Here is a 19,609-nt window from a genome sequence, read left to right as displayed (position 1 = left end):
ATATTCTATTATTTAAAAATTTTATTCAGTTCCATTTGTAGTTCTTCACCCCTAAGGTTCTTGGCCACAATTTTTCCATCGGGGTCTAAAAGAAGATTTTGAGGAACAGATGTGATTCCATATAACCTTGCTACTGCATTTTTCCAGCCTTTTAAATCACTTAACTGAATCCAGGGCAAGCCATCTGTTTCAATCGCTTTTAACCAGGGTTCTTTTTTATCATCCAGGGAAACGGAGATAATCTCAAAATTCCTGTCTTTAAATTTATTGTAGGCCTTTAATACTGTTGGATTTTCTTCCCGGCAAGGGGCGCACCAGCTTGCCCAAAAATCGACCAGAACATATTTTCCCTTTAAAGATGATAATGATACTGGCTTTCCATTGGTATCATTCTGGGTAAAATCCAGGGCTTGCTGACCAATGCCAGTTTTTTCGGCCATTGCCAATTTAACCTGCAAATTCTTACCCATGGCCGTGTTTTTCATCCTCGGGCTCAAGCGCTTCAAATCACGTTTCAGTTTTTCCAGTTCAACCGCACCATCATTTCTTTCATTAATCAAGTCAAGGCTCACATAAGAGTCGGGATGCTGCTGAATAAAAGCATTTTGTATCTTACCAATTTCGCTATACAAGAGCTGTAGTTGCGGCGCAAATTCATTTGGAGCATCTTTATTTGTACTATCCTCCTTTTTGTTTCTGAAACTACGCATAACTTGCTCATTCAATACCATCTGTTTTGCTTCCAGGGATTTTAACCGTGATTTTAAAATCAGGTAATCAGACTGTGCAGGTCCGCCTTTAATTGTGGCGTTACCTATTTGCGTACCTACAATGCTGATGTTCGTATTTTCTAAAAAGAAGGTCTGATAATTTCTGGAAGAGAAGTCATCCTCGTTCTCCATTCCATTAGTTTTTTCGGTCGGTTTTAAATTGAGGTATGCCTTAACAACAGCATTCACTTTGCCCTTAAAGAAGAAAGAACCGTTTTTGACAATAGCAGAATCGCTCACTTCTTTATTAGCGGTGCGGTATTCGAGCATTACTTTCTGACCATCATACTTAGCTGGAATTTTTCCTTTAATGGAAAAGCCGGTCTGCGCATTTACAGAAAAGGCTACCAGGCCAATTACGGCAGTAACTAGTATTTTTAACATGTTTTTTGAATTATTTAGGAAAAAATAGGTTTTACATTTAAGGGTTGTTTTCCATACCCGGGTTTTCATTGATTACTTTTTGAGGAAAACGCAATGCAAAACGATTTGGCTTTAAGTTAAAGGTCTTTGTGATTGCTCCTGTTGCCGAATATAAGGTATGTGTATAGGCATTTGAACTAAAGAGTGGATCGACAGAAAGCCTTCTCATGTCAAACCATCGGTAACCCATAGCTGAAAATTCTCGTATGCGTTCATCAAGGACATATTTCAACAACGACAACTGCTGACCAGCAACGGAAGTAGGTACCTCATAACTGTCTGATGGCAATCTTTTGATACGCAGGTTTTCCAAATCCGTTTTCGCGCCAGATAAATCGTTGGTACGTGCCTCACATTCTGCACGCAATAGATACAGATCCGGAACAACTACCCCAAATTGAATGGTACCGGGGCTGGTCCTTCTCAGAAAGCCCTGAGGGTATTCAGGACCGAAGGCTGCCATTGTTGAATAAAAATTAAGCCTTAAATCTGAAGAATTATATAGATCAACGGTTTTTTTATCGAGCACAAGTGCATTTCCAAAAGGGCCGTCATTATAACATTGTTTTCCATATACATTTTCCTGGTTTCCATCCAGGAGTGGGTACGGAACCCCAAAATCATCAATCGGTGTAAATTGTCCGCCCGGTGCAAAGGTTTGGTTATAGTCGTAAAGCCCTACCGGGATGGCTGAAGTCGCCAAACCTTGTATCGATGCATTCAAATGGGGTAAAGCATCACTATATCTACCCATAAAAACATAGACTTTTCCTAAAATTCCTTCTGCGGCAGGTTTTGACATGCGGACGCGGGAGCTTACTTTCTGAGGCAAGTTTGGAATGGCGGTAACCAGGTCGTTTATAATAAAATCATAAACTTCTTTTACGGTTGCCCTTGTAAACCTGGTTTGTGTGACATCAGGTGCTGTCACAATCGGGAAACCCGGGTCGGTGGCAGAAGTGGTCGCATTGTATGGTTTGCCAAAATAATTTATCAATAGAAAATAGGTCCATGCCCTACCCGCCATGGCTTCGGCTTTGATAGCCGACTTTTGCTGTTCGGTACCATCGGTGGCATTGGGCAATTCGGTGATGATTTTGTTATAAGTATAAATATTTTTTAAAGGGGCAGAAAGTTCTCCGGCATCTTCATTAGGCTCGTATACTACATCGTCCCAACGGAATAATCGCTGTGTTCTTAAATCCTTGCCGCTAAAGTAAGGTTCAATAGCCACCATTTCATCCCCCAAGGATATCTGCGCATTTGCAGAGATTATGTTGACCAAATCCACATTATTGAGCAGCAAATTATAATCTGATACCGTTTGTGCAATCAGCTTGCCTTTGGGCGTTACTTCCAGAAATGACTTTTTACAGGAGAAAAAAACGATCAAAAGCAAAGTAAACACAACCGCTGTTTTTATATTTTTAGATATCTGTTTCATGTTTATTAGAATTTTACGTTTAAACCAAATGATACGGAGCCCTGATTAATCCGCATATTCCTGAAGGCTAAACTGGCTTCCTGGAATTCCGGATCAATGCCGTCTTTATTTGCTTTCCATAACATTAGGTTAGAAACCTGTGCACGTAAGGTAACCTGATCGGCTTTTAGCTTTTTAATCCACAAAGAAGGCAGGCTGTAAGAAAGTGTAATGTCACGCATTTTAATAAAAGATGCACTAACCACATTAATGTCTGCACGGCTATAATAAGTGATGTCTCTGCGGCTTTGAGCATCAGATGAATTGACCTCATAAGAGGGAACGTTGGTATTCTTTTCATCTCCCGAATTTCTCCATCGGTCGGCAAAGTCAGCCAGCAGGTTACCGGTTTTAAATCCAAATCCTGTACCGTCTTCATTTACATGAGTAATTCTTCCGGAAAAGGACTCGGATACATCTTTCCGCATCACATGCCCAAGACTGTATACGATATTTGCACTTAAACTCAAGCCTCCATAAGTAAACACGTTAGACAAACCTCCGTTCCAAACTGGTTGGTAAGTTCCCATAAATTTTACATCCTCAGGTTTTCCCACGTAAGGTGCTTTAGTCACCGTTCCATCAGCCAGCCTGATTTGAGGATCGCCCATGTTATCTAAACCAGCATACTGATAGGCAAAAATTGCAAATGCGGGATAGCCTGCTACATAATTCTGACCTACCCTATCTGCTGCAGAGGTAGTAGGGTATTGTTGGTTTAAACTGGTAATGGTATTTTTATTATAGGCAATATTGAACGAAGTAGACCAACTAAAACGGCCCCTGAGATTCGTGCTGTTGATGCTTAGCTCTATCCCCTTATTTTGTAAATCGCCAAGGTTTCCAATAATATTCGTATAACCGGTAAATGTATTGGTAGGCAGATTGCCCAGTAAGTTGGTGGTTTTCTTTTGGTAAGCGTCTATCGAACCACTGATACGATTGTTTAAAAGCGCAAAATCCAGACCCAGGTTAATGGTCCTGGTACTTTCCCAGGTCAGTTTGGGATTGGATGCCGTCGCAATGATCAATCCGGTTCCACCTGGTAACCAGGGGCTTTCATAGCCCTGCAGAATATCAAAAGACGAAGCTGTGCCCGGAGAAGGTGCGTTCCCTGTTAATCCATAGGTTGCCCTGACTGCTAAAGAGTTTAACCAGGTGGCTTGAGACATAAATTTTTCACCGCTCAGCAGCCATTTTCCGCCCACACTCCAAACCGGTTTATTCTGTGCTGATTTATCCAGACCAAACAAGTTACTCTTATCCATACGTAAGCTTCCGTTGATCGAATATTTCCGGTCATAGGTATAAGCAATGTTTGAATAATAGGAAGAAAACCTGCTTCGGTATTCACCCTGGGTAAAATAGTCACTAGGCAAAATACTACCAAAATAATTGTTTGGCATCACCGTTCCGGAAACACCGCTCCTGGAAAGGGTCGCGTAGTCAATTGGAACAGAAGTCAGCAGTTTATCATTATAACCCCTCACCTTGCTGCCGTTTGTCATCGTCAACTGTTCTTGTGCTTCCTGCCCAACTAATACATTTAATTGATGCATATCCTGGTTCCAGCTATTGCTGTAATTCAACTGGTTTCTGATGGTCCAGTCCTGCTGGTTGGTATTTCCTACTGAATAAATACCACCTGTACTTGGCAAATAATAGATTGGTGTATCATCTGTGGTTGGTGCAACTGTAAACTGGACAAGCTCGCTCCTGACTTTATAACTTCTCGCATCATCATAAATTTCGGACTTGCTGCTGCCTTTATTATAGCTGTATGTACCCTCAAATTTCAAACCTTTGATCAGATCCACATTCAGGCCCAAAATATTGCGGCTAAAAAAACTATTGTTTTTGGTGGAACCGTAATTAAATTCATCAAGTGGATTGTAATCCAGGTTGATCCGGCTCCTGTTTTGAAAATCAGTCCTCATCTCTTCACTAAGGGCTTGCATATAGGGCATGGAAATATTTTTACCTGCGCCATCCTGAAACAATTGATAAGGATAAAACTTGTTGTTGATGTCGATATTCCGCATGGCGCTGGTCATGTTGTTGTTCAAGTCGGTAATTAAGCTGAGCTGAACACGTTTACCCAGTGAAAATTCCTGGCGCACATTTATTTTATAAGTATTATCTTTTTCGCCCGGACGGTTGCTTGTGGTGTTAGTATAAGCTGCAGAGCCATAAAAAGCATAATTAGTACTGCCTCCGGATAAGGTAACCGTATGGTTCATCAGCGAGGCATTGCGGTACCATAGGTCTTTAATTTGCTGGCGGTTATCAATATTAGCAAGGCTATCCAGACTTGCTGAAGCCTGGCTGGCAGAGATCAGTCCACGGTATTTATTGTATAAAATCACTTCGTGTGGTGCAATTCCCGTACCTAATGGTGCATATGCGGTTACCGATTCCCAGGGATTTAACACGGGATCAAAATATTGAGTAGCCGCGTCGATGAACTGCCTGCTATTTAATGTAGGCAGATAATTCAGATCAGGTTTGCCTTGAAAGTTAACAAATGCGTCGTAAGTTATCCGTATACGATCACCTTTAATGCCCTTTTTAGTGGTTATTACAATAACCCCGTTGGATGCCCTTGCGCCCCAAATGGAAGCAGCAGTTGCATCTTTTAATACAGTTACATCGGCTACATCCTGTGGGTTGATGGTCGATACGTCATTCAAAGGAATACCATCTACTACAAACAAAGGGTTTCTATTCGTGCCAACATAGGCATCATTGGTCTGATTAGCATTGCCTGGAATACCAATTGTAGATAAACCACGAATTAAAAATGGACTTTGGCGCGCACCAGGTGAATTGTTTACGGTTAAACCTGGCACTAATCCATCCAGGCGTTGCAGGATATTCATACTACCTGTACGGGCACTTACTGTGGCCATATTGGGTTTAGCAAACGACCCGGCACTCCGCTCTTTTGAAATGGTCTGGTAACCAGTATTTACGGTGACATTAACCTCAGTCAGGTTTTTTGAGTCGAGTTCCAGCCGTATTACGCCCAAATCTTTTGCGGCCTTAACAACCTTAGTCTTATAGCCTACGTAGGAAAAAATGAGGTAAGCATCTTCATCTATGCGTTTAACTGAAAATTCTCCGTCTGGATCAGTTATAGCTGCAACCGTTACATCTTTAAAATCACTAATCGGGTCATCAGTACCATGAAAATTGCCCTGTTTAATTGGAAAGCCTGCAGAGATGGTTACACCAGGAACCGGAATTCCTTTTTCATCTACAACAGATCCACTTACCGTGATACTGGAAAAATAGTCAGCTAGACTACCTATTGTGGATGTTCTTCTCTTTTCCTTTAGCGTGATGATTTTCCCCTCAATGGAATATTCTACATTTAATCCTTTAAGGACTGCTGAAAGGGCATTGTCCAAACTTGCGTTAGTTAGACTGACATTGACTTTTTGATTTTGGGAAAGTTTATTAAAGTCATAATAAAAGTCAAATCCACTTTGTTTTCTGATTTCCTTAAGAACAGCAGAAAGCGGTGCATTGGTTTTATTTAAAGTAATGCGCTGGCCAAATGTTGCAGCGCTGACCTGCATTAGGCTTGCTATTAATATAACGGTGGTTAAGCGCATAGTTAACAGAATTTTATGGTATAGCCTTTTAGGTATACCAAATTTTTTAGTAGAAATTTGATACATTTACGTTTGGTTTGGTTGTAGCAGTGTGCTTCTCGTCGTCGAAAACTATCGGCATGCTGCTGTTAGGAGTTGATTTCTTAATAAATTGTGCCAAACACAGACCAGGAGTAGCTATACTTCTGGTTTGCTTATTCCTTTAATTTTGCCGTCGTAAAAATAGTTTCATGTTTGTTTGGGTTTAAAAACGGTTGAATATTATTTCTGTATCGAAGTTCATTTCTTACCGTTTGGTGAATAGTTTGTTGATTTTTTATTTTTATGATAGCGTTATTTGGTGATATAGATTTGCCTTCCTTTTATTCTGAAATGTACCTGACCCGACGCTTCAATGGATTTGAGTATTGCAGATAACGAATTCTTCCTCGAAACCCAGCCGCCTGCGCGGATGCTGTCTGAAATCGCTTCCTCATAAATAACGTCCATGTTATACCACCTGGCGATTTTACGCATGGCTATTTTAAATTCCACCCCATCAAGGTTGAAATCGCCATTTTTCCAATCAATGCTGCTGTCTACGTCAACCTGGTTAACTTTTATAGACTTCCCATCGTTTACCGATTGTTCACCTGGCTTAAGCATTTGTTCCTTTTTTCCAGTCCTCACTTTTACCGATCCCTGAATCAAAGTTGTTGCTACCGCAGGTTCATCGCCATAGCTGTTGATGTTAAAATGGGTTCCCAGAACTTCTACTTCCTGTTTTTCTGTTTTTACGATAAATGGATGCTTCTTATCTTTAAAAACCTCAAAATAGCCTTCCCCACGAAGGGTAACCACACGCTTTCCATTTTCTATGAGGGAGGTGGCGTAGGTTAAACTTGAAGCGGCATTTAGATAAACCATAGATCCATCTGGTAAACGAACCTGGTAGGTTTCTCCGTTAGCGGTAGATAAAGTATTGTATTTTCCAGAGCGGAAAGCTCCGTCTTTGATTTCGTACACCAAACTGCCATTGGATGATTTCGTGATGGTAACGCCTGCCTCTTGTGCAAGCTTGCCACTGGCAGCACCAGCTAGTTTGATTTTTTTGCCATTGGCCAAAGTTAGTGTTGCGCCAACAGTACCGGGAGCGACATCACGTGTAACCAATCGGGCATCTGTCACATCGATTAGCTGATTACGTTTAAAAAAGTAAACTGCTAAAAATACAATAACAACAGAAGCTGCAACAGTAAGAATACGTGGCCAAAGATTTGAGTGTTTTGCGCCCGCTCTGTCAATCTGTTCCATCAGGTCTTCCCAAGTCTTCGTGCCAATTCCGTGGATACGGGCAGCATGAGCATCAGAAATGTCTTTTTCTGACATTCTTGCAGAAGCTTTTCTATAGGATTGCTCCAGCAAATTTCTTTCCTCGAAATTCGCTTCTTCCGAAAGGTACTTATCGATTAATTGGTTCAGGTCTTGTTTGGAATTTTCCATAGTCTGGTTCTAAATACAAGACGCAAATATTTACCTCAGGGGGACATTTTGTTAAAGATTATTTAACAGAATATTAATATGGTTAGTTACCTGGCTTTTAAATCCGGTGATGAATCACTGAAATCAGAGCAATAGAGACTCCTGCATAATTTCCAAGCTTCAGTTTTAAGACCTTAATCGACCTGTGAATTTGCTTTTTAACGGCTTCTTCGCTCATATTCAACTTCATGGCAATCTCTTTATTGGTAAGAAATTCTTTCCGGCTCAGGTTAAATACTTCTTTCATCTTTTTTGGCAGTTGTTCAATTTCCATGTCAATTAACCGGATTAATTCCCGTTCGTCGATGTATTCAACTGTTGTATTATCCAATTGATTTAATTCATCCAATAGAATGTCAACAAAATCAGGATTTGCCTTTTTCTTACGGATTAAACTAAAAATTCTGTTCCGGACAGCGATAAAAAGGTAGCCTTTTAAATTCGTTTTAATTTGTAAATCGCCTGATTTCTCCCAAATGGAAAAAAAGGTATCCTGGACCAAATCTTTCGCCTCATCCTCGCTACCTAAAATTTTGAAAGCATGGAGATAAAGCAGGTGCCAGTTTCTTCGATAAATTTCAGTAAATGCCAGCTTATCCCGTTCCTTCAATAAAAGGACCAATTCTTCGTCAGCAAGTTCACCATAATTATACATTTCATTTACACCCACGCTTAATTCGATTGGCTTTTATTTTTTGATGATGTTTTTCAGTATATGAGTAGTTTAAAGATAAAAAAAATCTACCACCAATGATAACCAATTATTTTATAATAGAAAGTGGTGCCGGTAAATTTTGTTGTTTTATCTTATGGGTTAGGCTTTCCATCTTATTTGTCTAAACTGGCAATAACAGAAAAAATCAAATATTAATCCGTTAAATGATCCATATTCCTGAATTAAGTTTAATAACAAAACTCTAACCGCTGCTCTCCTTAACTTAGTTCAATCCAAGTCTTTGTGAGTAGCGTAATCGATTCCCAAATTGAAGCCCAATTGTGGACATAACAAAAAATATTCAGGAAATATTAACATTTCGCTTAAAGGCACATCCAAGCTCAATAATGGGATCTGTTTTTATAATTCCATTGTTCTTAATATGTCTAATGGTGGTTAGTTAGACTCTATTTCATGATAGTTCGAAAATTTGCAATTTTGGCCAATTTCTGCAAATCAGGCGAGAAAAAGTTTGAAATTTGTCCAGTAACGGCTATTGATTAAAAGCTCATCAAAAGATAGGCTTTTTTGGTTAAAGCTATTTCATTTTATCTAAGCCGGGTAGGAGACTCTTTTTTTATTGGCTAATCCGTAGAACTCCTGCGGAACGCTACGGATAGTGGAGGTTTTGTATTGAATTTTCCACTTTCTAAAATTTAAACCTGGCAATAAAGAGACACAAGCTATAAGGATAATCATTGTGTCTCTTTAAATGAGTTGAGTCAGTTATCTGTTTATGTTTTCTAAAGTGAAATAGAATGGTACAGACGATTTTCCAGAACCGCCACCAGTCATAACAATATCAGCGCTTGAAATGCCAAACAAATTAATTTCAGAGTTAACTTGAGAAATAATGGCAGAATTCATTACATCACCTTCTTCTATCTGCGAAACCACGCCTATATAAATTCTTGGCTGGAATTCAAAAACCGCCTTTTGTCCGGGGGCCAAACCTGTTTTTGCAGCAAGAAGTTTACCATCTCTGTAGCAATAGGCATTGATGGCGCCTTGCATGAGTTGGTTTCTAACTTCAACCTCTGTAGAGCTTGTTGCAGGAATTGAAGACAATTGAAGAATATCTCCAGAATTGCTTTTTAACATGTCAAAAGCCTGGCCTTCATAAGCTGTCAATTGTGGGGTATAGTTCCCATAAGAGTCGCTTGCTGATACCTGGAAGTTTGATGAGTATACAAATGGGTGATTGTCTAATGTGCCGCAGTTTTTAATTACCTGCCATGCTATCGCGATCTCGCCAAAATCTTCTGCGACATTTTGTTGAAAAATTACGACAGTGCTGTTATTAGTGTCACCTGATCTGTTAATAAAATTTAATTTAATCTTTTCCATGTCTTAATGCTTTAAATAAGTAATTACCTACTCTATTCAGTTTTCGGCTATCCTGTTTTTTTTCGAGCCTAAACATTAGATAACTCAAGACATATATACATATATTAGCATGTACACACATGGGGTCTGAGGATCAAAAGCGCATCGAAAGATGGGCTTTTTTGGTTAAAGCTATTTCATTTTATCTAAGCCGAGTCGGAGACTATTTTTTATTGGCTAATCCGTAGAACTCCTGCGGAACGCTACGGATAGTGGGGATTTCGGCCTATGATGGCGTTGCTATCATTAAAAATAAAGTAAGTAGTTTCTGCATATCCTTAATTTAAAATATTCTTAATCAGTTTTCACCTCTATTTTATCTCTAATTTTTCTCAATAATTCGGTTTGCTCTTTTGCTTGTTTTAATATTTCTTTTTGGGTGTTGTAAACAGATTGAAGTGCAATAATATTTTGTTCTTGGTAAGCGACAATTTTATCAATTTTCCAATACCAAAGCACCAACTGTCTAAGCACTAGAAAAATTAATAACACCACACCAATACCAACTAATACACCGGTTAGTGATCCAAAATTAAAACCATCATTTGCAACTTGTGCATTAGCTAACAATGGAAGAAGCGTTAAGAGCGTAAGTATTTTTTTCATATTATCGGTAACTATTAATGATGCAGTTTAAAGCCATTTTATTATGTCAAGATCTATTGTATAGCTAATCCTAATGATTGTTAGATTAATCATTTGAATAGAGGCTATTTACCATGCTGCCAGCAATATCCACTACCACTCCCATTTCTTTTGCAACGACTTCCCTTTTTAGTGAGTGCCTTACATTGCCCAACATAATTAGCAGTCTGGCTAGGGCTCGTTTTACTGGAGCGAAAGGTTTTTATATTACTGGAAGATTTTGTAGAGCATACACCGCAGCTCCCACCAGCGCCACAATGTTTACACCGGCTGCAATTAGAACAGGCAGAACATGAACGATAGCCGTAACAAGTAGCAACAGGTTCTTTAGTAGTTTTGGAATTTTCCGGCGAAAAGTTCAACAAGGTTAAACTCAACACAATTAAGATGAGCGTTTTCAATAGGGATGTTTGGTCTGATTTAAGTATTCCAATAAGCAGCTATTTTACCATAAAAACAATACTGATAAATGAGTATTTCATCCTTAAAAATATCGTCTAAATATTGGGTTATAAAGCTAGCGCCTAACTTAACCCGTTTATTAAGGTTTTCCGTAATATGTATGTTTGCTTTTTAAGAATCGAACTCAGGTTAATAAGACAGTAATGATATTAGTGATTAAAAAATGAAATACTTAATATAATAATTTGCGCATTCTGGCTTTTTATTTACACCTATCGATGGAATATCTTAATCCAAATAAAAGTGAATGATTATATGTTTTTTTGATAATCAGTCATTTCAACGAATGCCACCAATTCTTCCTTTTTCTTCCTCTATTCCCGTAGGTCTTTTTCTGGATTGTTTTACATCTTTTCCGCCAAAAGAATAACTTAAGCCAAAAGAAAATAGCCTGGTCTCGGGTTTATCATATATTGTGTAATAAACGTTTGGCAGATTACTATACATAATTTGTGTTTTTTGATTGAAGATATCTTTCACGGAAACTTTCAAATTTAAACGACTGTTGAAAAATTTATAGGAGGTGCCCACATCCACAAATGAAAACGACCCCAGGTAGGAGGTGCCATATAGTTGTCTGGATTGATAGAAAAAAGATACATCAAAATTAAACCTTTCACTTATTGTGAAGGTAGAATAAGACTTGAAATTCATAGCATTTTGATCGCTTCTATAGATGGTGCCTAAAATATCATTTGAATAAAAACTAACATGGTAAGCACTAAGATTGTTATACATATTCCAGAACTTCCCTACGCTTATCGGAACACTTAAACTCAAACTAATTGAATTTTGTTTAGCTAGATTATCAGGTATCGTAAATAACGCTCCGCGAGTGGCATCTGGCTTTATGATGTCTGAGATAACATCTTTCGTGTTGCTATAAACGATTTCGATGCCATATTTCTGGCGCAAAAGATAGTCGAAAGCCAGGCTGTTGGTGTATTGCGGTTTTAGATCCGGATTCCCACGCTTATATGTATATAAATCTAAATAGTATATAAATGGATTTAATGAACCATAACTGGGGCGATCAATCCGCCTGTTAGCCGTTAAGCTGACGGTATGATTCTTATCGAATTTTTTGCTAAAAGAGACTACAGGAAACAAATCCAGATATTTTCGTTCGACGGTTTCAGACATCGTGATTGAATTCCCATGAGTTGAAGTATGCTCTGCACGAACTCCTAGTTGCATATCGAATCCGGAAAATTCTTTTTTAAAGTTTAAATAGGCAGCATTAATCCGTTCCTGATACAGGAATCTATTACTCTGAGCCAAGTCTTTTAACCATTCATTTCCCAATTGGTTTTCAACTAAAAAATCATTGTCGGTCTTGACCAGACTTGATTTAATACCAACCTCTACTGTTGAAGTTTTTGAAAGCGGAAGCGCGTAATTAATTGTGATCGCTTTTATCTTTAAATCGGTTGGAGATATATTTCTAAATATTTTGGCCATCTTAACAGGATTACCATAGTCATCGAAGAAGTTGTTCTCATAAAGAATCTTCTCTGCATTTTTATAATTTAAAAGTACCAGGTCGATATCCAGTTGCTGACCAAGCGTATCTAAAACAGATTTATAGTTTAAATTGTAGGATGTATTTGAATACCGGTTCTTTCCGGTATTAAGGGCTGAAATATCGGATAGATCTAAACCGCTATTGCTGATAGCCGATTTGCTGTGTATGATCTCGGTTTGATCATTTTTATACCCGGCCACCATGAAACCGAGCGTGTTATTTTTATTAATATCGTAGTCGAGGCCAGCTTTATAGGTATGATTATAATTCTTTGTTGTTGAGTTGCTCTGCTGGCTGATGTTACTTAAATCCTCTGGCATATTTACAGAGCGATCTAAATTCAGGATCCCGTATCTTTTATTATCAGCAAAGTTATAGTTTCCAAATACATTGATCTTTTTACTCCTGTGATTGATTGAAATCCCTGTATTAGCCTTTATGAATTCCCCAAGGGCAGCATCTGCTGTAATCGTTCCATTGCTCCCCAGGTCTTTATTCTTTTTTAAAATGATGTTAATTAAACCGGCACCTCCGGATGCGTCAAACTTTACCGGTGGATGAGTCATGATTTCTATTGATTTAATCTGACCTGAATTTGTGTTGCGCAATAAAGTGGCAAGTTGTGAAGATGACAAATAAGTAAGTCTGCCGTCTAACATCACCGTTACGCCTGCCTTACCGTTTAACTGAATAGTACCATCATTCAGAACGGTTAATCCCGGGGCTCTATTTAATAAATCCAACGCCGTATTGCCAACTGCCAGACTCGTATTCTCAACATTAATGGTGGTTTTATCAATTGATTTTTGGATTAATTGCCGGGCTCCTTTTATGCTGACTTCCTTTAATTGTTCTACATTTCGATCTAGAAATACGGTGTCAAGAACAAGGCTTTCCTTGTTTAAAGTTACCGGTCCTAACCTTGCTTTTTGGGTGCCTAATAACGTAAATATAATGATATATGCATCAGGCTTTACGTCTTGAAACAAAAACTTGCCGCCTTTTAAAGCACTTTGTCGTTGTACGATAACGGAATCAGTGATTCTTATAAGTGAAACAGTAATGTCATTTGCAATAAAACCATCTTTATATTTTAATTGGCCTGACAGGCTCAGGTTGGACTGCGCAAAAGCCAGGCTGCTAATCAGTATTAGCGTAAAGAACATAGAAATTTTCATGAGCAATGGATTTAAAATCATAATCCAAAACTCGTTGTAATTGTAAGAAAAGTCTTCCGACTAAGCTTAAGCGGATAACCGCATAGGCTTTAGGAAGAGACTAAGACTCTTTTTGGTATATAGACGGAGACTTCCCCACAATTTCTTTAAAAGCTTTATTAAATGTCGACATTGAATTGAAACCGGCTTCGAAAGCTATCGCTTGTATACTATAGTTATGATATCGTAGATCTTTTAATAACCTTTGGCTTTCAACAATGCGATACCGGTTTATAAAGGCATAAAAATTTTCTTTGAACTCTTCATTTAAAACCTGGGAAAGATGAATCGGTTTAAGATCCAGTTTATCTGCCAGGGAAGTTAAGGTCAGTTCATTATTTAAGTAAGGCTTTTCCCTGGACATAAATTCCTCAATTTTTGCTGCATAAGCCTTCTTGTTAGCCTCTGTAAGCTTCGAATTTCTGTAGCGGCTTTGTTCCGGAATGACAGTTTCCATTTTAAAATCTGCAGAAACATTATAATAAATGTCTTTCTGGTTAATTGTTTGATAGCCCAGCCAATAACTAAAGAGAAGAAGTGGTACAGACATCAGATTCCCATTAATCAATCCTGCATTGTCCAGAATCCAGCTTACTAATATGATGGACATAAATACCAGCAATTCTTTGATCCACTTCAACCCGCTATTTTCTACGGAGGAAATTAGTTCCCTGGAAATTTCATCGTTTTTCTTCAGGATTCTAAAGATCAATATTATGTAGAGCAGGAACTGTATATGATTCAAATGTAAATAAAGCCAGCTCATTGGAGCGTTCCGGTTCCAGGATGAAAAACTTTCAGGTGGAAATACCCACACAACTAAAAAGATCAGGGCAGGAACCCAATGGAGCAAATATTTCTTTTTAAAATTTAAGTTGTTATTTGTAAGCGACAGTACATAAAAATACAGGCAGGGAAAAGCCAGCAAAAGAGAAAATTCGTCTAAAAATTTAAGGTAAAACCCAAATACCTGGTTAAGCATTAAGATATCATACAAAAGATTTAGTGTAATAAACAGGCAGAATAAAGAAAGAAAAATTGCAGTAAGGCTTTTTCTTCGCTGTTTGTTTAACTGGCAATAAAAAGAAATAAAAATTAAGTTTACGCCAGCAATACCGGTCAGGAGGGTATAAAAATTAAAAACGACCATTGCAGCTCGGGTAAAGGTTAAAATTCATGGTGCAATATAGTAATTCAAATTAGTTCACGCTGTGACAGTGCTGTTGTAGAAAATCCTATACGGCCTTCTTTCTCTATAATGTTCTAAAACTATTATCTATGGCTTTTTGGACAAAATGCTGTTACCGATCTTGTTGGCATAGTCTCCAAGATCAGTTAAATTTGTATTTGATAAGATGATTATACTCAATCCATCATTCAAATAATGAAACCATACCCCATTGGCACCTGCTATCCTTCCGTATCGTTCCATTCGTCTAAATTCCTGATTGCCACGGATCCAAACGCTATATCCATAATCATCCAATCCCGGGGTTAACAGTTGTTGTAACGTTTCTTTTTTAATTAGCTTAAAGGTGAACAATGCATTATTAAACTGCATCATATCTTTTGTACAGGAATACATTGCACCGGCAGCTGAAAAATCTTCTACATATAGGGGAACATTGGGAATTAAATGGTCTAAGCTTTTGTCTTTATAATATGGAGTAGCAAGACCGTCGATTAATTTGTAATGCGATATCAGCCCGGAATTACGCATTACCAACGGGCCTAGAATCTGCCTGTCCAATATTGCTTCATAGTTCATTTTATATATTACTTCTAATATTCGTCCCAGGATCATATATTCCCCATTGTTATAGTCAAATTTTGTTCCCGGCTCATTAATAATTGGGTTTGAACAGAAATTAGCCACAATTTCCTTTAGCTGATATGGTTTATGGTAAAACCCGATCCCATATTTTAGAAAATTTTCATCTTTTGCGGTATCCGTGTTTTTCATACCCGATGTATGATTTAGCAGTTGATGAATTGAAACTTTCGGTCCTCCCTCCCCTTTATAGTCCGGCAAATAATCGATTATCTTCTTCTGCAGATCAATTTTTCCTTGTTCAACAAGCTGGAGTATTAAAACTGCTGTAAAGGTTTTAGTAAAAGAGCAAACCTGGTATTTGGTATCGTTGGTAATGGACGAATTGAAAGCACGTTCTGCCACACCAAAACTTTTGTGACAAATCACCTTTGAGTCTTTTTGAATTAAGACTGTTCCATTAAATTGGTGTTGACTGGCATAACTTTCTACCAGTTCTTTGATGTAAGAAGATTGAGCCGAAGCATGATTTACAAGAACAAAAATGAACAGTGTTATCATCTTTGTGATTCTATTTATCATTGGATATTGATGCGAGGCACCACGGGTAGAGGTCAAAAGCGTAAAAACAAAAAATATATTTTTCATAAAAATGATATAAATATTGGAAGCTTGTAATAAGGACGCGAATTAAACAGGTAAGTTACACCTGCTTAATATTAATCCCCGATTAATTGGCTATAAAAAATTTGCGTAATAGTTAAACCAATTTTAAAATCCCTCCAGAGGCCGGGTGTAGATGCAGAAAAAAAGGCGCCCTATACGAAGCAAAATCATCATATGTCTTTTAGAAACAAGCGCGATTTGGCAGAAACTAAAAGTGTATGGAAGTTGGCCCGGGTAGTCAGTTATGGTCATAACGAAATGCACAATGACTAAATATTCTTCTTGCCATGGTGCTTGTTGTGTTATCATTGATAGCTGTTGGACAAATCAAAACATGGAATGGGAGAACGTTTTCCAGGGCGGATATTGATCTCTTCCTTGAGGCCCAGGCATGGAAAAAGTACATAAAAAACACCAATCGAATTATTCAGCAGAGCAGATCTGAAGAGAAGTTTTCCTAGGCATCTATATTATACCTGGACAGATTGCCATTAATTGAATTAGTCGAAACTTAATCTGACAGTTATGGTAAATTAAACAACTTAACAGAGATTAGTATTATGACTAATTCACCTCACTGTAATCATCAGTTTTCTGAATGCCGGTGCCAAGGCCCCCTTTACTGATTTAACCATTAATTGTTGAGCCAATTAAGATGATCTATTTTTCTGTCCTGAAATACAGCTTTAGCAAAATTATTTTTTCACCACTACGATCTTTCTGATTAGTGCATCATTTGTACCGTCAGTTAGCGCAACAGCCTGACCATTTTTCCAATAAGTAGCCAGTGACCCGTTCGCTGTTTGGTTGTAGCCTGCTACATAAATGTCGTTATTTAAAAGCGCAACACTAAGCCCAAATGCACCGTTGTTATCTCCGGTAAGCGCAACCACATTTCCATTTTTCCAGTATTTGGCAGCGATTGCCTGTCCGTTAGCAGCTGGCCCCGATCCCGCGATGTAGACATCGTTTCCTGAAACAGCAATGCCGTAACCCCGTGCATCCTGTGTGCCATCGGCAATGGTTATCGGCGTTTCAAAGTTTTTTGAATAACTGGTTTGGAGTTTGCCAGAACTATTATAAGTGGCAGACCAGGCCATATAAACATCATTACCTGATACTGTGATGGATTGATCTGTGGCATAAGTACTCCGGTCGGTAAGATCGGTAAGCTGGCCATTTTTCCAATAGCAAACAATAGACGAAATTCCATCGGGCGATCTTTTTCCAATTACATAAACATCATTGTTAACTACCGCAATTCCACTTGCAGTCGCATTGATGGCATTGGATAACGTTACCGGAACTCCGTTTTTCCAATACTTTGCCACGTAATTAGTAGTGCCGTTTTGTGCCTCAGCTCCAGCAATATAAACATCATTGCCTGAGATAAAAATATCATTTGCCATTGCATAATTAGCTCCATCAGTAAGGTTAACTGCCACACCGTTCTTCCAGTATTTAGCGATATTATTACCGTTTCCAGTTGATTGTGATCCAGCTACATAAACGTCTTTTCCCAATAAGGCAATGCCATAAGCGTCAGACCCGGCTGAACCCAATTTAACGGCAGTGCCGTTTTTCCAATAGGTGGCGATGTAATTAATCCGGCCAGCTGCATACACATCTGCCGTTGATGTCTCCTCAACAGGCTGTGGCGAAGGGTCAATGGTCTTTTTCTTGCAAGATGTAAAGGCAATAGAAAATAGCAGTAAAGCAAAATAATATTTAAGTAAGTTTTTCTTATTCATATAGCCTAATTTAATTGTTATCAGATTTTAAATAACAAGACATAATAAGCTGTAATTTGTTTTAGTTTTAATTTTAAACTCCTTATAGCCATCAAGCAAAGCTGTTAAATTTTAAAAAAACTCTTTTCCTTGCCAGCCTGCCCTGATTTTTATGTGGATGCAGGCTAGGGAAGAAAAGAGAAATCATTTGAGCTTTCTAAAATTCCCGTTCCTCTAATATCCCCGCTCTATAGGCCTCTTTAAATTAATTGCCCTTTTTTCCTCGAGTTTAATATGGGTTCTCCGGTTTCTTCGCTATAGAATTTACCCCAGCCGGAAAATCAAATTTTCGTTTGATTTATACCTTTAAAATAGTTTTACATACTCCCTTTCATTAGCGTTGCAAACTCAATTCCCAAAAATTTCATGTAACTTTTCATCAAGCTCTTTTCCAACTAGGTTCTTACCAACGATTTTACCGTCAGGTCCAATCAGAAAATTTTGTGGTATTGCCCGGATACCATAAAGTTTTGCAACTTCGTTGTTCCAGAATTTCAGGTCGGATACCTGATTCCACTCCAGGCCATCGGCTTTAATTGCAGCGAGCCAGTCTTCTTTTTTTCCGGGGCGATCCAATGAAACGCCAAGAATTGCAAAGTTCTCTTTCTTATAACGCTGAAAAGCCTTTACAACATTCGGATTTTCCGCCCGGCAGGGGCCGCACCAGGAGGCCCAAAAGTCGATTAATACATATTTGCCCCGAAATCTTGATAAACTCACCGGCTTGTCATTAATATCATTTTGCGTGAAAAGGGGAGCCATTGCGCCAATAGATGTGATTTTTGCCATATCTATCAGTTTCTCAAACGCTAAACCTGCTTCGCTACGGCGAATATCAACAGATAGCTTATCAAACAGTGGTGAGATTTTTTCAACATCGATGATCGGTCCGGCAACTTCAACCAGAGCCAAATAACTGATATAAAAATCCGGATGCATCTTAATAAACTGAATTTGTAAATCCTCACGTTCTTTGGCCGTCTTTTGATATGCTGCATTCAGTTGGTTACGAAATGTAATATCCTTTCGTTGTTCAGGTGTTGCAGCCATAGAACGTGCAACAACCGACTCAAAAGTTTGCTTGTTGCCAGATAAAACCTTTTTATAGATTGCATTTTGCTGATTGATGACTGAACCACTAATGGTTCCGTTTTTGATGGAATCAACTGCAATTATATCGATATTTCCTTTCTCAATATAAAATGAGAGTACATCTCTGTTATCACTCATTTTAGAAAGGCCGACACTTGCATGATCCAAGGTTATATAGGCTTTTGTAATGCCGGATATATCGCCACTAAATTCAAAAATGCCACTATCAGAATTCGCTGAATCCAGTACGGATTTGCTATCCCTACTATAATTCAAATATGCTTTTAACGGCGTATTCAGCCCGCTAACCTGAGCCTTCAAAACAAAATGCCCTTTTTGAGCTAGTGTGATTAATGGGAAAAACAAAATTGCTGCTAAAAATATTTTTTTCATGATTGGGTGGATCTTTTAATACTCATTTATGATTCTCATAAAAGAGTAGTGATTAAAGTTATTGGATAAGACAACATCATAATAGCGTGACCAGGAAACAGGTACAACTGCTTCCGGTCACGCTAAAAGATAT

13 protein-coding genes are annotated in these 19,609 nt (G+C 38.3%); all 13 read right to left on the bottom strand.

Annotated elements, in window-relative coordinates; all coding sequences use genetic code 11:
- Window positions 1-8 precede the first annotated feature (8 nt).
- The 13 genes from IM793_RS18670 to IM793_RS18615 all read right to left on the bottom strand — a co-directional run bounded on the left by IM793_RS18670 (window position 9) and on the right by IM793_RS18615 (window position 19,476).
- Window positions 9-1,154 carry a TlpA disulfide reductase family protein gene (locus IM793_RS18670; protein ID WP_193423994.1) on the bottom strand — a complete coding sequence of 382 codons (1,146 nt, stop codon included), beginning with the start codon at window positions 1,152-1,154 and terminating at the stop codon, window positions 9-11.
- A gap of 37 nt (window positions 1,155-1,191) precedes the next feature.
- On the bottom strand, window positions 1,192-2,637 hold the full coding sequence (locus IM793_RS18665) for a RagB/SusD family nutrient uptake outer membrane protein (RefSeq protein WP_193423991.1): 1,446 nt from the start codon (window positions 2,635-2,637) through the stop codon (window positions 1,192-1,194).
- 5 nt (window positions 2,638-2,642) lie between these two features.
- Window positions 2,643-6,257, bottom strand: coding sequence for a SusC/RagA family TonB-linked outer membrane protein (locus tag IM793_RS18660; RefSeq protein ID WP_193423989.1), 3,615 nt, complete (start codon window positions 6,255-6,257; stop codon window positions 2,643-2,645).
- Between the two features lie 369 nt (window positions 6,258-6,626).
- On the bottom strand, window positions 6,627-7,775 hold the full coding sequence (locus IM793_RS18655; RefSeq protein ID WP_193423987.1) for a FecR family protein: 1,149 nt from the start codon (window positions 7,773-7,775) through the stop codon (window positions 6,627-6,629).
- A 97-nt stretch (window positions 7,776-7,872) separates the two neighbouring features.
- On the bottom strand, window positions 7,873-8,469 hold the full coding sequence (locus IM793_RS18650) for an RNA polymerase sigma factor (protein ID WP_193423985.1): 597 nt from the start codon (window positions 8,467-8,469) through the stop codon (window positions 7,873-7,875).
- 786 nt (window positions 8,470-9,255) lie between these two features.
- Window positions 9,256-9,876 carry a hypothetical protein gene (locus IM793_RS18645; RefSeq protein WP_193423983.1) on the bottom strand — a complete coding sequence of 207 codons (621 nt, stop codon included), beginning with the start codon at window positions 9,874-9,876 and terminating at the stop codon, window positions 9,256-9,258.
- A gap of 333 nt (window positions 9,877-10,209) precedes the next feature.
- Window positions 10,210-10,521: a hypothetical protein gene (locus tag IM793_RS18640; protein ID WP_193423961.1), complete on the bottom strand. Its 312-nt coding sequence runs from the start codon at window positions 10,519-10,521 to the stop codon at window positions 10,210-10,212.
- 104 nt (window positions 10,522-10,625) lie between these two features.
- Window positions 10,626-10,940, bottom strand: coding sequence for a DUF5763 domain-containing protein (locus tag IM793_RS25180; protein ID WP_370629823.1), 315 nt, complete (start codon window positions 10,938-10,940; stop codon window positions 10,626-10,628).
- A 361-nt stretch (window positions 10,941-11,301) separates the two neighbouring features.
- Entirely contained in the window at window positions 11,302-13,725 is a 2,424-nt protein-coding gene (locus IM793_RS18635) for an outer membrane beta-barrel family protein (protein WP_193423959.1), read from the bottom strand.
- A 100-nt stretch (window positions 13,726-13,825) separates the two neighbouring features.
- Window positions 13,826-14,914: a helix-turn-helix domain-containing protein gene (locus tag IM793_RS18630; RefSeq protein ID WP_193423957.1), complete on the bottom strand. Its 1,089-nt coding sequence runs from the start codon at window positions 14,912-14,914 to the stop codon at window positions 13,826-13,828.
- A 126-nt stretch (window positions 14,915-15,040) separates the two neighbouring features.
- Window positions 15,041-16,183 (bottom strand): serine hydrolase, encoded by a 1,143-nt coding sequence (locus IM793_RS18625; RefSeq protein ID WP_193423955.1) that lies wholly within the window; start codon window positions 16,181-16,183, stop codon window positions 15,041-15,043.
- 713 nt (window positions 16,184-16,896) lie between these two features.
- Window positions 16,897-17,952: a hypothetical protein gene (locus IM793_RS18620; protein ID WP_193423953.1), complete on the bottom strand. Its 1,056-nt coding sequence runs from the start codon at window positions 17,950-17,952 to the stop codon at window positions 16,897-16,899.
- A 387-nt stretch (window positions 17,953-18,339) separates the two neighbouring features.
- On the bottom strand, window positions 18,340-19,476 hold the full coding sequence (locus IM793_RS18615) for a TlpA disulfide reductase family protein (RefSeq protein WP_227256316.1): 1,137 nt from the start codon (window positions 19,474-19,476) through the stop codon (window positions 18,340-18,342).
- Between the last annotated feature and the right edge of the window lie 133 nt (window positions 19,477-19,609).

This window comes from Pedobacter sp. MR2016-19, assembly GCF_014947265.1.
Classification (GTDB): Bacteria; Bacteroidota; Bacteroidia; order Sphingobacteriales; family Sphingobacteriaceae; genus Pedobacter.
The sequence above is the reverse complement of the archived record's forward strand: the minus strand, read 5'-3'. Positions and strand labels throughout refer to the sequence as shown.

Coding starts and splice junctions, on each gene's coding strand:
- IM793_RS18670 (WP_193423994.1), bottom strand. CDS start 1,154: ATGTTAAAAATACTAGTTACTGCCGTAATTGGCCTGGTAGCCTTTTCT.
- IM793_RS18665 (WP_193423991.1), bottom strand. CDS start 2,637: ATGAAACAGATATCTAAAAATATAAAAACAGCGGTTGTGTTTACTTTG.
- IM793_RS18650 (WP_193423985.1), bottom strand. CDS start 8,469: ATGTATAATTATGGTGAACTTGCTGACGAAGAATTGGTCCTTTTATTG.
- IM793_RS18645 (WP_193423983.1), bottom strand. CDS start 9,876: ATGGAAAAGATTAAATTAAATTTTATTAACAGATCAGGTGACACTAAT.
- IM793_RS18660 (WP_193423989.1), bottom strand. CDS start 6,257: ATGCAGGTCAGCGCTGCAACATTTGGCCAGCGCATTACTTTAAATAAA.
- IM793_RS18615 (WP_227256316.1), bottom strand. CDS start 19,476: ATGAAAAAAATATTTTTAGCAGCAATTTTGTTTTTCCCATTAATCACA.
- IM793_RS18625 (WP_193423955.1), bottom strand. CDS start 16,183: ATGAAAAATATATTTTTTGTTTTTACGCTTTTGACCTCTACCCGTGGT.
- IM793_RS18655 (WP_193423987.1), bottom strand. CDS start 7,775: ATGGAAAATTCCAAACAAGACCTGAACCAATTAATCGATAAGTACCTT.
- IM793_RS18635 (WP_193423959.1), bottom strand. CDS start 13,725: ATGAAAATTTCTATGTTCTTTACGCTAATACTGATTAGCAGCCTGGCT.
- IM793_RS18620 (WP_193423953.1), bottom strand. CDS start 17,952: ATGAATAAGAAAAACTTACTTAAATATTATTTTGCTTTACTGCTATTT.
- IM793_RS18640 (WP_193423961.1), bottom strand. CDS start 10,521: ATGAAAAAAATACTTACGCTCTTAACGCTTCTTCCATTGTTAGCTAAT.
- IM793_RS18630 (WP_193423957.1), bottom strand. CDS start 14,914: ATGGTCGTTTTTAATTTTTATACCCTCCTGACCGGTATTGCTGGCGTA.